Below are 13,487 nucleotides of genomic sequence, written 5' to 3'. Positions count from 1 at the left end.
CCACGACGGCTCCGGGCGCTATTCGGGCAGGTGGACGGGGACGCTGGTGACCACCACCCCGGGTACGTCCCGCAGCGCGCGCCGCAGCCGCAGCTCGGTACGGGTGTGCAGCAGTTGGTGCCACAGGTGCCGGACCACGATCTCCGGTACCACCACGGTCAGGGTGACCTCCGGACGGACCGAGTGCAGGGCCTCGACGTACTGGGCCAGCGGCGCGATCACGGTCCGGTACGGCGAGATGATCGTCTCCAGCCGCAGGTGGTCGCCCCAGGTCTCCCACTGTCGGCGGAACCGGTCGGCCTCCTCCTGCTCCGGACTCAGGTGCACCGCGAAGGCCGGCTGCCCGAGCGACGCGGCGTACGCCAGCGCCCGCAGCGCCGCCAGGTTCAGCCGGGCCACCGGTACGACCACCAGGTGTCGTACCTCGCCCGGAGTCAGGTCGACCCGCAGGTCGCCCGGTCCGGTCGTCTCGGCCACCTCGTTCGGCCGGCGGCCCTGCTCCGCCGCGCCGGTCCGTTCGGCCCCGGTGCGGCCGTCGGGTCGGGTGGCGGCGGTGTCGGTGCCGGGCGTGGTGGCCGGCAGGGTCAGCGCCTGCCGCATCGCGTCGTAGTGCCACCGGATGTGCAGGCAGAGCAGCACCAGCAGCGGCACGGCGACCACCACCACCCAGGCGCCCTCGACGAACTTGGTGATCGCGGCGGTGACCAGGACCAGGGCGCAGAGCACCGCGCCGGTCGCGTTCAGCGCCGCCCGCCAGCGCCAGCCCGGGGCGCGGTGTCGGCGCCAGTGCATCACCATGCCGCTCTGCGAGAGGGTGAAGGCCAGGAAGACGCCGACGGCGTAGAGCGGGATCAGCGACTGGGTGTAGCCGCCGAACGCCACGAAGATCAGGGCCGCCGCCACGGCCAGCGCGATGATCCCGTTGCTGAACGCGAGCCGGTCTCCCATGTGCAGGAACCGTCGGGGGGCGTAGCTGTCCCGGGCCATGAAGAAGAGCAGCCGGGGAAAGTCGTTGAAGGCGGTGTTCGCGGCGAGCAGCAGGACCAGGGTGGTGGCGGCCTGGATCAGCGCGTACCACGGTCCGGTGCGGAAGGTCTCCCGGGCGAGCTGGGAGAGCAGCGTCTCGTCGGCCCGGGGGACCAGCCCGTTGAAGTGGATCAGGAGGGTCAGCCCGGCGAAGAGCACCACCAGGATGGCGACCATCCAGGTCAGGGTGGTCCGGGCCTGGCGCCACTCGACCGGCCGGAACGCCGGCACCGCGTCGGCAACCGCCTCGATCCCGGTCATCGAGGCCGCGCCGGAGGCGAAGGCCCGGAGCACCACCAGCAGGCCGAGCCCCTCCACCGCGCCGACCGGCGGCGGCGGGACCGGCTCGAAGCCCCGGCCCGCCGCCCGGGCCACGCCGACGACGAAGAGCAGGCCGATGGCGGCGATGAAGAGGTACGTCGGCGCGGCGAAGATCTTCCCGGCCGCCCGTACCCCGCGCAGGTTGCCGGCGAGCAGCCCGGCGATCACCAGCAGCCCGAACGGGACCGTGAACGGGGTCAGTCCGGGCAGCGCCGAGGTGATCGCCTGCACCCCGGCCGCCACCGAGACCGAGACGGTCAGCACGTAGTCGAGGATCAGCCCGGCCGCGGCGGTGAGCCCGAACCGGGGACCGAGGCTGTCGGAGGCCACCAGATAGGAGCCGGCGCCGTGCGGATAGGCGTAGACCGTCTGCCGGTACGACGTGCCGACCGTGATCATCAGTATCACCAGCGCGGCGGCGATCGGCAGGGAGAGCCCGAGTGCGCCGCTGCCGGCCAGTACCAGGATCGCGAGCATCGCCTCCGGCCCGTACGCCACCGAGGAGAGCAGGTCGGAGGAGAGCACCGGAAGCGCGATCAGCTTCCGCATCCGTTCCTGGAGCACCGCCGCGCTCGCCAGCGGTGGTCCGAGCAGGGCACGCCGGAGGGCGCCGGTGACCCGGCCGATCCGGGTGTCGGTGCTGCTCGTCGGGCCGGTCGCGGTCAACTGCCCCCGTCGCTCGGTCCGGAACATCTCGATCCGGCCCAGCCGGTGGAAGCGACTCGGCGCGGGCGGGTGCCGGTACTGCTCCAGGCTCGGATCCAGCGGCAGTACGGCGTCCCGGGGTGGACGGTCCCGCAGGTCAGACCGCCACCGCCGGCCGACCTCGTGCAGGGCGGCCAGCTCGGTCTCGTTCAGCGGCGGGAACTCGGCCGACGGGCTGAAGGTGATCGTCGGGTGCTCCGGCGGTGTGCCGCCGTGCCCGTTCCGCTCCTGCCGCCCCACCATGCTCCGCCTCGTCCTGCCCGCCTCCGCCTCGCACTGTCACCGATCCGGCTGGCCCACGGCACGGGAATGGCGATACTCGGCCGGAAAGTACGAGGCCGCCGAGCTGGCCGGAACCGTCGACAACCCGGTACGGCACGGCCGGCACCGGCACCGGCACCGGCACGGGCAGCGGCACGACGGATGTCGGGCTTGACGGCTATGCGACAGTCGCTCCCGCCGGCCCCGGACCACCACCTCGATCCCGACACGAACGTTGGTCGGCTCCGTGCCGCCGTCCCGGGCGGGCGGTTCGTCCGACGAGGTCATCGGGACGATCCGGGACCGTCCGTCGACCGTGGCTGCGCTGACCTGCGACGCAGCAGTACCGGTCGGACGGGCCGTGGCGGCCCGGATCCCGGCCACTACGCTGTTGCACCGGTCAGTAGCATCGAGCCATGCCACACCAACCCCAACTCGCGGAGTCCCACTCCACCGAGGTCATCACGGTGGCTCCCGACGGGAGGTCCCCGGGCGCACCGGCTCCGAAACGGCGGCGACGCACCAGGCGGATAGTCCTGATCACCCTGCTGGTGTTGGCATTGCTGGGCGGCGGTGGCGCGGTCGCGGCCGGCATCTATGTCCATTCGCTGGAGTCCGGCATCGAGCGGGTCGAGGCGTTCGACGCGGTGCCGGAGGAGTCCCGCCCGGTCAAGGTGGCGAAGGACGCCAAGAACATCCTGATCCTCGGCAGTGACACCCGTGACCCGTCCAACACCGGCGGCTCGCGCAGCGACACCATCATCCTCGCCCACCTGCCGGCGGACCGGTCGAGCGCCCAACTCGTCTCGATCCCCCGGGACACCTGGGTCAACGTGCCCAAGTCCAAGGACGGCAAGCACGGCGGCCGGGACGCCAAAATCAACGCGGCCTACGCCTGGGGCGGCATCCCGCTGATGGTGCAGACGGTCGAGAAGTTCACCGGGGTCCGCGTCGACCACGTGGCGCTCGTCGACTTCGCCGGCTTCAAGGAGATCGTCGACGCGCTCGGCGGCGTGCAGATCACCGTCGAGGAGGGGTTCACCTCGACGCACTCGCTGCTGCCGAGCGGACGCCGCGAGTTCAAGAAGGGCACCCAGGTGATGGACGGCGCGCAGGCGCTGGACTACGCCCGGGAGCGCTACGCGTTCAAGGACGGCGACTTCGCCCGGATCCGGCACCAGCAGCAGGTCATCCGCGCCATCCTGGACAAGGCCGCCTCCGGCGGTACGTTGGCCAACCCGGCCAAGCTGAACTCCTTCGTCCGGGCCTCCGCCGACGCGGTCTCGGTCGACAAGACCCTCTCGATGCTCGACATGGGCATGGAGCTGCGGCATCTGCGCAGCGGCAACCTCACCTTCGTGACGAGTCCGACCCAGGGCACCGGCCGGGTCGGCAGCGAGAGCGTCGTCTTCGCCGACCGGGACAGGGCCAAGAAGTTCTACGAAGCGGTCCGCCGGGACGCGGTGCCGGAGATCCTGAGCAACGCCAAGAACTAGCCCGGCACACAGCCGCGGTGTCTCGCAGTCCACATCGGATCGGTGACCGGGAGCCAGCCCCGGCCACCACCACCGGCTCGACGCGCCGCCGGAACACGGCCGCGACGGCGCGTACCGCCGGGTCGCCACCGGCCCGGTCGCGCCGGACGGCGCACGGGTGGCCCTGGAAACACGGGCGGCCGGGCCGTATCCTGCTGGCGACTTCGCACGGCCTCGGGATCCCGCGACCGTGTACCGGGGGAGGTCATGGAGATGACGAGATGGCCGGCAGTGCAGCCCGGCGCGGCGATGAAACGTGCGCTCAGTCACGACGCCGGTCTGTTGGCGCCGCAGCCGGTGGAGCAGTCCCGACCGGCCGAGGACGACCAGCGGACGATCCCACGCCCTCGCGCGGCGGACGAGCCCATGGGGCAGCGGCTCCAGCCCGGGCTCGACACCACCGCCGTGCTCCCGTACGCCGTCTCGGCCACCTCGAAGCGGACCCGCAGCCTCCGGGCCTGGATGGTGACCGCCCCGGTCGACCTGGTCGCCCTGCTGGTCCCGCTGCTGCTGAGCGACCGCTACTGGCGGGGGACGTTGTTCGCCGCCGGTCTCACGGTGACCATCTTCGCGGCCGGCGGGCTCTATCGGGGCCGGCGGCACATGAGCATCCTCGACGAACTGCCCACCCTCTGCGGCCGGCTGCTCGCCTCGGCCGGCACCGTGGCGATCATCGCCGCGATGCGGCACGGCTCGGTGGAGTACGTCGCCGGCTTCATGCGGGGCATCGCCCTCTCCGCCGGACTGGTCATCGTGGGGCGCACGATCACCCGACGTGCGGTGGTACTCGCACGTCAACGCCGCTGGGTGGAGCACAACGCCATCATCATCGGCAGCGGCCCCCTCTCGCTGGAGCTGGCCCGGCTGCTCCGGCGCAACCCCCGGTACGGCCTCCGGTTCGCCGGATGCGTCGACTCCACCCGCCGCCACCTCCCGGGTTCGGTGCCGCTGATCGGCACCCTTGAGGACCTTGAGGAGCGGATCGCGATGACGGAGTGCGACGTCCTGATCATCGCCGATCCGGAGTGCCCGGAACCGGCGCTGATGGAGCTGCTGAGCCGCCCCGCGAGCGCCGGCTGCGACCTCTGGGCGGTGCAGCGGCTCTGGGGGTCGCGTTCACCCGGTGGGATGCCCGACCACATCGGAGCGATCCCGGTCGTGCAGATCCGGTACACCACCCTCTCCGGGCCGCGCTGGGCGGTGAAGCGCGCCTCCGACCTCGTGCTCGCCTCGGTGGCGATCGTCGTGCTCAGCCCGGTCATCCTGTTCTGCGCGATGCTGACGTTCCTCGAAGGCGGCCGGGGCATCTTCTTCCGGCAGGAGCGGATCGGGCAGTACGGCAAACCCTTCAAGGTGATCAAGTTCCGTACGATGCGTCCCCGGGACGAGCACGAGTCACAGACCAACTGGTCCATCGCGGACGACCGCCGGGTCGGCCCGATCGGCCGGTTCATGCGGCGTACGTCCCTGGACGAGCTGCCCCAGCTCTGGAACATCCTGCGCGGCGACATGACCGTCGTCGGGCCCCGCCCCGAGCGCCCGTACTTCGTGGAGAAGTTCTCCGCCGAACACCCCGACTATGCGATGCGGCACCGGGTACCGGTCGGTCTGACCGGCCTCGCCCAGGTCAGCGGCTTGCGCGGGGACACCCCGATCTCCGACCGGGCCCGGTTCGACAACTACTACATCGAGAACTGGTCGCTCTGGCTCGACACCAAGGTGCTGGTCCGGACGATCGCCGAGGTGTTCCGCGGCGGTGGTCGCTGAGCCGTCGGCACCGGTCCGTCAGGCGGCGGCCCGGAGCAGCGGCAGCCACCTGCCCTGGAAGCCGTCGAGATAGCGCTCGGGTTCGGCGTCCAACACCGACTCGAGCAGGGTGCCGACGACGGTACGCAGGTCCAGGTCGGACTTGAGGTCGCCGTCGTCGAGATCGGCCAGGCTCGGCTGTTCGCCGTGGAATCCGCCGGCCACCCGGTGACCGAGCACGAAGACCGGGCCGGCGGTGCCGTGGTCGGTACCGTCCGAGGCGTTCGCCCTGACCCGCCGGCCGAACTCGCTGTAGACCAGCACCGTCACCTGCCGGCCCGCCTCGGTCCGGGACATCCGGGCGACGAAACCCGACAGCGCGTCGTCGAGCCGTTTCAGCAGGCTCTCGTGGGCGCCGATCTCGTCGGCGTGGGTGTCGAAACCGTCCAGGCTCACCGAGTAGACCCGGGTCGGTACGCCGGCCTCGACACAGCGCGCCACCAGCGCGAGCTGGGTACCGAGGGAACTCGTCCGGCCGGTGCCGGTGGTGAGGAGTTCGAGTTCCTGGCCCGCCGGGTCCCTCGGCGCCTGCTCCGCCTCCCGGATCAGGTGCTCCACGTGCAGCAGGTCTGCGTAGGCGGACGCGGCCCGGCCACGCAGTGCCGACTCGCCCGACTCGGACCGACCCAGCGCGGCGATCATCTCCGGCGTTATCCCGTTCGGCAGCTTGAGTCCGGCCGGGCTGACGCAGGCACCGGCCCGGCTCTCCCCGGCCAGCAGCGGCGGGAGTACGGGTTCGAAGCTCACCGCCGTCTCCGGCGACGCCGAGGTGCCGTCCAGCCACCGTCCCACCCAGCCGGTCGGCACCGGACTGGTCGGCGAGGCGGTCTGCCAGATGTCCATTGACCGGAAGTGGCTGCGGTCGGGCCGGGGATATCCGACGCCGAGGACGATGGCGAGCCGCTTCTCGTCCCAGAGCTTCTTCAGCCCCCGCAGCTTCGGATTGAGCCCCAGCCGGTCGTCGAGGTGCAACACCTCGGCCGGATCGTAGGCCAGCTCGGGCCGGGCCGAGTGGTAGGCGGGGTCCGCGTACGGCACGACGGTGTTGAGGCCGTCGTTGCCGCCGTAGAGGGTGACCACCACGAGCTTGCCGTCGGTGGCGGCCCGGGCGCTGTCCGCCGTGCGGAGCAGTTCGGCCAGGCCCAACGTGCCGGCACCGGCGGCCAGCGCGCCGGCACCGACCACCCCCGAGGTGAGGAGGAACCGCCGCCGTGTCTGTATGTCCATCATCTCAGGCCACCAGGTATTCCGGGCTCACGAGGCCGAGGGTCAGCAGCCGGCGCGGATCGCCGGCCGCGTCGCGCAGCACCGCGTACGTCCGGTTGGACCAGGTGTCGACGCAGAGCAGGTACGCCAGGTTCTCCGGGGTCAGCCGGTCGACCGCGGCCCGTTCGGCGATCTTGCCGGCGAGCCGGAGCCGGACCTGGGCGGCGGCGGAGGTCAGCCAGGCGCCACCGGCCCGCCAGCCGCCGACGTTGGGCGGTGCGAACGGTAGCTGGCCCAGGTCCTCCAGGATCTTGAGCAGCTCGTCGTGGGTCTCCGTCGGCAGCGCCGCCGGCCGGAGCCCGAGCTGCCGCAGGGCGCCGATGAACCACTCGATCGGCTGCTTGACCATCTCGCCGTTGGTCGCCTGGAACGCGTCGTCGGAGAACATCACCTTGAGCATCGCCATCGGGATCGGGAACGCGGCGACCATCCTGTCCCGCAGCGCGTCCGGCAGGGGACGGGTCGACGACCCGTAGCGGAACCAGAGCCGGGAGGCGATGAACCGTGGGCAGGCCTCCTGCGCCAGCAGCAGGTCGATCAGGGTGCCGGCGGTGAAGTCCTGCGTCGAGCCGAGGATCGTCTTGCTGCCACCGTCGTGTTCGGCGGGGTTGAAGACGGAGCGTTCCTGGGCGAGGCTGTAACGCCAGCCGGTCAGCGCCCGGCCCGCCTCCTTGACGTCCTTCTCGGTGTACTGGCCGATCCCGAGCATGAACAGCTCGAACAGCTCGCGGGCGAGGTTTTCGTTCGGTGCCCGCCGGGTGTTGCGGTTGCCGTCCAGATAGAGCGACAGCGCCGCGTCGACCACCATCTGCCGGGCCATCGTCACGAAGTCCGTCGACTGCCGGAAGGTGCGGTGCTGCACCATCATCAGCTGCGGGCTGCGGACCTTCTTGATCGAGGTGGCCCAGTGGCCGTGCCAGAAGAAGATCAGTTTCTCCACCGCCTGGTGGCTGGCGACCGTCATCCGGTCCACCCACCAGCGGGTGATCTGTTCGGTCTCGATCTCCCGGCGACGCTCGAAGGTGACCTTCTGCTCCGGAGTGGGATCGCGCTGTCCCGCGTACGGATCCCGGGCGAGTACGGGAATCGGGGCACTGGTTGCGCCGACGTCCGGGCCGGCGGGGGAGAGCAGGGCGGACATCGTCGCCCGGTAACCGGCCTGCTTCGCCGCGGACAGCTCGCTGGCGGTGGGACCGAAACCGGCCCGACGCAGCAGGAGCGCGACGACGTCGGTCATGTAGCAAACATAGGGGACGGACTCCGGTCAGGAAAACCCGGCCCGCGACCCGGCCGGGGCGGCCCGCCGACCGTCCGGCAGGCCGAGCAGCGCCAGGGAGTAGCCGACCATGCCGAGCGCCGAGCCGACGAGATAGCCGGTCGCATCCCAGCGGAGTGTCAGCAGTGGCGCCGCGACCACGGTGAGGCCGAGCATCACGTAGCGGGCCCGGAGCAGGACGTCGAACTCGCCCCGGACGAACCTGCTCAACGAGCAGCCGTAGGAGAAACCGAGCGCCGCCTTCTCCGCGCCCGCCGCGACCAGTGCGGCGCCGACCGGGATGAAGGCCAGGGCGGGCACGATCCGTCGACCGAGCAGCACCGCCAGGCCGAGCAGCACCGCACCGGCGGTCATCAGGGCCAGCGACAGCAGACCGTCGCGGAGATCCTGCCAGACCGTACGGCCGCTGTCGTCGCGCCGGCGGTAGATGAGCACCCGCCGGACGGTTATCGAGACGAACGCCAGCGGTGCGAGTACCTGTTGCAGGACCCGGATCACGCCGAGCGTGGCAGCCGTACTGACGAACGCGGTGACCTGGATCGCCAGTACCGGCGTCACGCCGAGCACGAAGGCGTCCAGCGAGGCGGCTCCGATGACCGCCCGGCGGGACCGGATCCACCGCAGCAGGCCGCGCAGGGCCGGCCGGCGGTCCGGCTGCCGGGCGGCGGCGAGCAGGAAGACGGCGTTCACCACCGCCCAGGAGAGGCAGATGCCGAGCGGCGAGCGCAACGCCGCGAAGCAGAGCGCCGCCGCCACCTGGACGACCAGCCAGAGCGTCGACTCCAGGAACGCCGACCGGGCGGCACCGGCGGCCACCGCCGCCGAGCGGCCGATGTCGAGCGCGATCACGAACGGGATGCCGGCCGCGTAGCCGAGGGCCAGCTCCACCGGCACGTCGGGGACGGCCAGACTGGACAGGAACGCGACGACGGCGCCGAGCAGGCCGCCGGCCAGCGCGGCAGCCACCGACCACCGGCAGGTCGCCCGGTCGGCCGGCCGGCCCTCACTCGCGGTGGCCAGCAGCGTCGCCTCGGCGAGGGTACGTTGCAGGACGCCGCAACTGAGCTGGAAGACCAGCATCGCCGGTGCGACGGCGCCGATCGCCGCCAGTCCGCCCGCGTAGCCGAGAGAGAGGCTGAAGACCAGGCTGGTGGCCATCAGCCCGAGCTGGCCCATGGTGAGGGCCGGAGTGGACCAGGACCGTCCGGCGGAGCGGGCACGCCCGCCGGTCGTCGTCGCCGTCTCCGTCACGCGGGTCGCTCCTCCCGGGTACCGGGCCGACCCTCCAGCGCCCGCGCGACGGCGCTCACCACGCCCTGCTCCAGGCCGATCGCCGCGCCCCGGCCGGGCGGGTTCGCCGGTTCCGCCTTCCCGGCGAGCAGCTCGTCGAGGGTACGGGCGGCAGCCTCCGGGTCCGCGAAGTCGGTGAAGGCGAACCGTCCACCCGAGACGGCGGCGGCCTCGGGCAGCCCGCCGACCCGCGAGACGAGCATCGGCCGGCCGTGACTGCCCACCTCCACCACCACCCGGCCGAACGGTTCCATCCAGGTCGACGGGATCAGCGCCGCGTCGATCCGGGCGCAGAACGCCTCGACGTCCAGCCGGCCCGCGAAGTCCACCTCGATCCCCTGCGCGGTGCCGAGGTCCGCCAACCGTCGCAGGTAGTCCGGCTGCCCCTCACCGGCGACCAGCATGGTGACCGCCGTGCCGGTGTTCCGCCGGTACGCGGCGGCGGTGCGGATCGCCGCCTCGACGCCCTTCACCGGGGCGATCCGGCCGAGATAGCCGAGGACCCGGCGCGTCGGGTCGGGGCGGTACCCCTCCGGCGCGACCGTCGCCGTACCGAGCAGCGGATAGGCCACCAGGCTGGTCTCCGGGCTGGTCAGTCCGGCCCGTTGCAGCTCGTCCCGGACGAAGCCGGAGACGCAGACGGCGACCGTCCCGGGTGGGGTCGCCCGGCGCATCACCGCCGTCTTGACCCGACAGTCGGCGCAGATGTCGGCGCAGTTTCCGCTTCCCCGACGGCGGGAGCGCCGCCAGCAGGTGTCGCTCAGGTCGTGGTACGACCGGACCAGCCGGATCCCGTTCGACCGGGCCCAGCGCAGCAGCCACGGGCCGGTACGGGAGATGTTCGTCGCCACCACCACGTCGGGCCGGTACGCCCGCAGTGCGCGGATCTGCCCGGACGCGACCGCCGGCAGCAGCCACGCGGTCAGCAGTTCCAGCGCCCGCCGGAGTGCTGAGTCGGCGTGCACCCGCCGGGCGTACGGCCGCCGCACGGCGTGCACGACGAGCGGCCCGTCCCGGTACACCTCGTCGGCCGGCGCCGGTACGAAGACCGTGACCTCGGCGGTCCGGGCGAGTTCCAGCGCGGCGGACCGGGCGGACCGCTCCGCCCCGCCGACCAGGTTCGGCCACCACCAGTCGGCGAGGACGGCGACCCTCGGCCGGCTCATCTCGGCACCTCGGCCGGCTCGCTCGGCTCGGTCGACTCCGCCGCCGGCTCGGTCGGCTCCGCCGCCGGCTCGCTCGACTCCGCCGCCGGCTCGGCCGGCTCGCTCGGTTCCGTGGCGGGCTCGGCGGGCTCGCCCGGCTCTGCCGCCGGCCCGGTCGCCCCGGCTGTCGCGGCGGTCTCGTCCGGCCTGGTCAGGCCCCAGATCCGGCCGCGCCAGCCGAGTACGCCGACCAGCAGCACCACGAACGCGGCACCGACGAACGGGATCTGCGCGCCGAGCGGCCCCCGCAACAGCCCGATCTGGCAGGCGGCGAAGATGACGGCGAGCGCGACCGGCAGGTGTGCCGGCGAGCTGTTCAACGCCCGGTCGAGCCGCCGGGCGAGCTTGCCGTAGCAGAAGAACAGCACCACCACGCCGACCAGGCTGAACTCGACGAAGACCTCGGCCCAGAACGGCAGGGCCAGGTTCTGGAACTCGTAACCCCGGCTGTCCGCGACGACGTTCCCGGCGGGGATCGCCTTGCCCTCCCACAGCGACCTCGGCACCCAGAAGAAGAGCGCCGAGATCAGGTGGTGGCCCCAGGTGTGGCCCTGGCTGTCGACGTAGAAGGCGGCGTTGACGGTCTGCTGGAACCCGTCGAAGTCCCAGGTGTAGTAGGCGTCCAGCCCCAGTCGCAGGTTGCCGCGTGACCGGTCGTTGCGGAAGAGGTTGGCCAGGGGATAGAGGACGGCGAGCCCGAGCAGCATCCCGACCGAGAACAACGTCCGCCAGCGTTGCCGCCGGAGCCTGACCAGCGCCAGGCCGGCGGCGAGCATCACACTGAACGACGAGAACCGGTTCGCGGTCAGCGGGTTGTTGTAGACGAGGTTCAGCGCGACCGCGACGGCCGTGGCGAGGGCCAGGATCAGTCGGGCCCGCGCGTCGGCGTAGCCGCGGTTGCGCCAGCAGAGCAGGCAGAGGATCAGCGCGACCACGCTGGTCGCGGCCGGCAGCGTGCTGAACAGCCCGAGGAGCGCGAGGTCCTGGCCGCCGCGCAGCCCCGCCTGCTCGATGGCGCGTTGCAGGTCGTCCCGGCTGGTGAACCGGACCGCCAGCCCGCCGGTGCGGGGCAGGCAGACCACCGCCATCACCAGGGCCAGCCCGGTCAGCACGATCGCCTTCTCGACGGTGACCCGGAGCCGGCCCGACGAGACCTGCCGGGGTGCGGGCAGCCGGCGGGCGTAACCGGCCCAGTACGCGGTGACGGCCAGGATGAGGATCACCTGAGCCGTCACGTAGTGCTGGTACAGCGGCAGGTCCGGCCAGGGGAGCCGGCGGTCCCGGATCTGTAGCAGCGGCGCGAAGCCGACCCACACCCCGACGAACGCCCAGAACGTCACCGCCACCGGTGCGAAGGACTCCGCGACGGTGGCGTGGTAGAGCGCGGCCAGGCAGATCGCCACCACGACCAGGCCGAGCAGCCCGGCCACGGTGGGCCGGGGGAGCACGGTGGTGACGCCGAGGAGCACGACCAGCGCGGCCCCGGCCACCGACGCGACGACGGGACCGGTACGCCAGCGGGCGGCGCGAAGGGTCGCGCCGGAGCCGGTCTCCCGGTCAGCGCGCTTCATCGCTGACCCACGACGTCACGTTGGCCGCGAAGACGTCCGCCGAGAAGGCGGCGGCGCGGGCGGTGATCCGGGACGGGTCCAGCTCGTCGAGGCGGTGCAGCGCGTCGGCGTACCGGCGCGGGTCCGAGGAGTCGAGCAGGAAGCCGGTCTCCCCGTCGACGACGGTCTCCAGCAGACCGCCGCGCCGGAACCCGAGCACCGGTGTGCCGCAGGCCATCGCCTCGACCGGGATGATGCCGAAGTCCTCGTGCGCGGGGAAGAGCAGTGCCCTGGCACCCCAGTACAGTTCGCGGAGCCGTTCCTGGGACGGGCGGTGCGCGAAGCTGACCGGCACCCGTACCCGGGCGGCGGCCCGCCGCAGCGACTCCTCCGCGGGCCCGGAGCCGGCGATGACCAGCGGCAGGCCGGCGGCGTCGGCGATCTCGATCATCAGATCGAAGTTCTTGTACGGAATCCAGCGCCCCACCCCGAGCAGGTAGTCGCGGTTCTGCCGGCGCTGCGACGCGGGCGCGTCCCGGTAGTAGTCCACGTCGACCGGTGGGTTGATCACCCGGGCGTCCCGCCCCCAGAACCGCCGGATGCGCGAGCGCACCTCGGCCGAGTTCGCGGCGTAACTGTGCACGTGGCGGCTGAGTCGCCGGTCGGTACGCCGCAACGCGGTACGGGGCAGCGCGAGGAGCCCGCCGGAGCCGCGCCCGTCGAAGTCGGGACTCCACAGGTAGCGGGCCGGCGAGTGCACGTAGCTGAGATAGCGGGTGTCCTCGTCCTGCCGCAGCTTCACGGTGTGCGCGAACGCGTGGCTGGAGGAGATGACGACGTCGAACCGCTCCCGGGTCAGGGTACGCCAGGTGAGCGGCATCACCGGCAGGGCCAGCGCCTTCGCCCGGCGCAGCGGCGTACGGGCCAGCCAGGACTCCCGGAACTCGAGTCCACGCCGGGCGTCCCGGTCCCGCCAGAGGACGAAACCGGTGGCGTGCGGGATTATCCCGTGCAGCGAGAGGAAGACGTTCTCCGAGCCGCCCGTCGCGCCGAACCACTCGTGTACCAGTGCGACGGAGCGTCCTGCCAGCGGTGCGGTCCGGGCCCCTGATGTCTCCGCAGATGACGCGGCGATCTCCGTTCCTCCCCTCGAACCCCGGGCACGGCCGCGCAGCCGTCGGTGAGCCGCCCGGAGTGCACCCGGCATCGGTCGCGCCGGCACGTGGCGTTGGCGGTAGCCCTGGCC

General features: G+C 72.3%; 9 protein-coding genes. 2 read left to right on the top strand and 7 right to left on the bottom strand.

What is annotated here, in order from left to right:
• Nucleotides 1-18: 18 nt before the first annotated feature.
• Complete coding sequence (locus C6W10_RS03765) at nt 19-2,295, bottom strand: APC family permease (RefSeq protein WP_107256554.1); 2,277 nt, start codon at nt 2,293-2,295, stop codon at nt 19-21.
• 554 nt (nt 2,296-2,849) lie between these two features.
• Between C6W10_RS03765 and C6W10_RS03755 the strand changes: the two genes are divergently transcribed.
• Together C6W10_RS03755 and C6W10_RS03750 are read left to right on the top strand one after the other, a co-directional pair.
• Nucleotides 2,850-3,809 (top strand): LCP family protein, encoded by a 960-nt coding sequence (locus C6W10_RS03755; RefSeq protein ID WP_234359575.1) that lies wholly within the window; start codon nt 2,850-2,852, stop codon nt 3,807-3,809.
• Nucleotides 3,810-4,061: 252 nt separating this feature from the next.
• On the top strand, nt 4,062-5,615 hold the full coding sequence (locus tag C6W10_RS03750) for a sugar transferase (protein WP_234359379.1): 1,554 nt from the start codon (nt 4,062-4,064) through the stop codon (nt 5,613-5,615).
• Nucleotides 5,616-5,633: 18 nt separating this feature from the next.
• Here C6W10_RS03750 and C6W10_RS03745 read toward each other — a convergent pair whose 3' ends face one another.
• Genes C6W10_RS03745 through C6W10_RS03720 form a run of 6 tightly spaced genes read right to left on the bottom strand, consistent with a single transcriptional unit; the run spans nt 5,634 to nt 13,448 of the window.
• Nucleotides 5,634-6,884: a DUF1501 domain-containing protein gene (locus C6W10_RS03745; protein ID WP_369937801.1), complete on the bottom strand. Its 1,251-nt coding sequence runs from the start codon at nt 6,882-6,884 to the stop codon at nt 5,634-5,636.
• A 1-nt stretch (nt 6,885) separates the two neighbouring features.
• Complete coding sequence (locus tag C6W10_RS03740) at nt 6,886-8,157, bottom strand: DUF1800 family protein (protein WP_107256549.1); 1,272 nt, start codon at nt 8,155-8,157, stop codon at nt 6,886-6,888.
• Nucleotides 8,158-8,184: 27 nt separating this feature from the next.
• Entirely contained in the window at nt 8,185-9,447 is a 1,263-nt protein-coding gene (locus C6W10_RS03735; protein ID WP_107256547.1) for a hypothetical protein, read from the bottom strand.
• Nucleotides 9,444-10,652: a glycosyltransferase gene (locus C6W10_RS03730; protein WP_107256545.1), complete on the bottom strand. Its 1,209-nt coding sequence runs from the start codon at nt 10,650-10,652 to the stop codon at nt 9,444-9,446. Before C6W10_RS03730 ends, C6W10_RS03735 begins: the two co-directional genes overlap by 4 nt.
• Nucleotides 10,649-12,262, bottom strand: a complete 1,614-nt coding sequence (locus C6W10_RS03725) for a hypothetical protein (RefSeq protein WP_107256543.1) — start codon at nt 12,260-12,262, stop codon at nt 10,649-10,651. The genes C6W10_RS03730 and C6W10_RS03725 overlap by 4 nt, the downstream gene beginning before the upstream one ends.
• Nucleotides 12,249-13,448 carry a glycosyltransferase gene (locus C6W10_RS03720; protein ID WP_107256541.1) on the bottom strand — a complete coding sequence of 400 codons (1,200 nt, stop codon included), beginning with the start codon at nt 13,446-13,448 and terminating at the stop codon, nt 12,249-12,251. Before C6W10_RS03720 ends, C6W10_RS03725 begins: the two co-directional genes overlap by 14 nt.
• Nucleotides 13,449-13,487: the final 39 nt, after the last annotated feature.

It is taken from the genome of Plantactinospora sp. BB1 (assembly GCF_003030385.1).
GTDB lineage: Bacteria > Actinomycetota > Actinomycetes > Mycobacteriales > Micromonosporaceae > Plantactinospora.
The sequence above is the reverse complement of the archived record's forward strand: the minus strand, read 5'-3'. Positions and strand labels throughout refer to the sequence as shown.

Excerpts from the sequence above, each read along its gene's own strand:
- C6W10_RS03765 (WP_107256554.1), bottom strand. The coding sequence starts at position 2,295 with ATGGTGGGGCGGCAGGAGCGGAACGGGCACGGCGGCACACCGCCGGAG.
- C6W10_RS03750 (WP_234359379.1), top strand. The coding sequence starts at position 4,062 with ATGACGAGATGGCCGGCAGTGCAGCCCGGCGCGGCGATGAAACGTGCG.
- C6W10_RS03745 (WP_369937801.1), bottom strand. The coding sequence starts at position 6,884 with ATGATGGACATACAGACACGGCGGCGGTTCCTCCTCACCTCGGGGGTG.
- C6W10_RS03740 (WP_107256549.1), bottom strand. The coding sequence starts at position 8,157 with ATGACCGACGTCGTCGCGCTCCTGCTGCGTCGGGCCGGTTTCGGTCCC.
- C6W10_RS03730 (WP_107256545.1), bottom strand. The coding sequence starts at position 10,652 with ATGAGCCGGCCGAGGGTCGCCGTCCTCGCCGACTGGTGGTGGCCGAAC.
- C6W10_RS03725 (WP_107256543.1), bottom strand. The coding sequence starts at position 12,262 with ATGAAGCGCGCTGACCGGGAGACCGGCTCCGGCGCGACCCTTCGCGCC.
- C6W10_RS03720 (WP_107256541.1), bottom strand. The coding sequence starts at position 13,448 with ATGCCGGGTGCACTCCGGGCGGCTCACCGACGGCTGCGCGGCCGTGCC.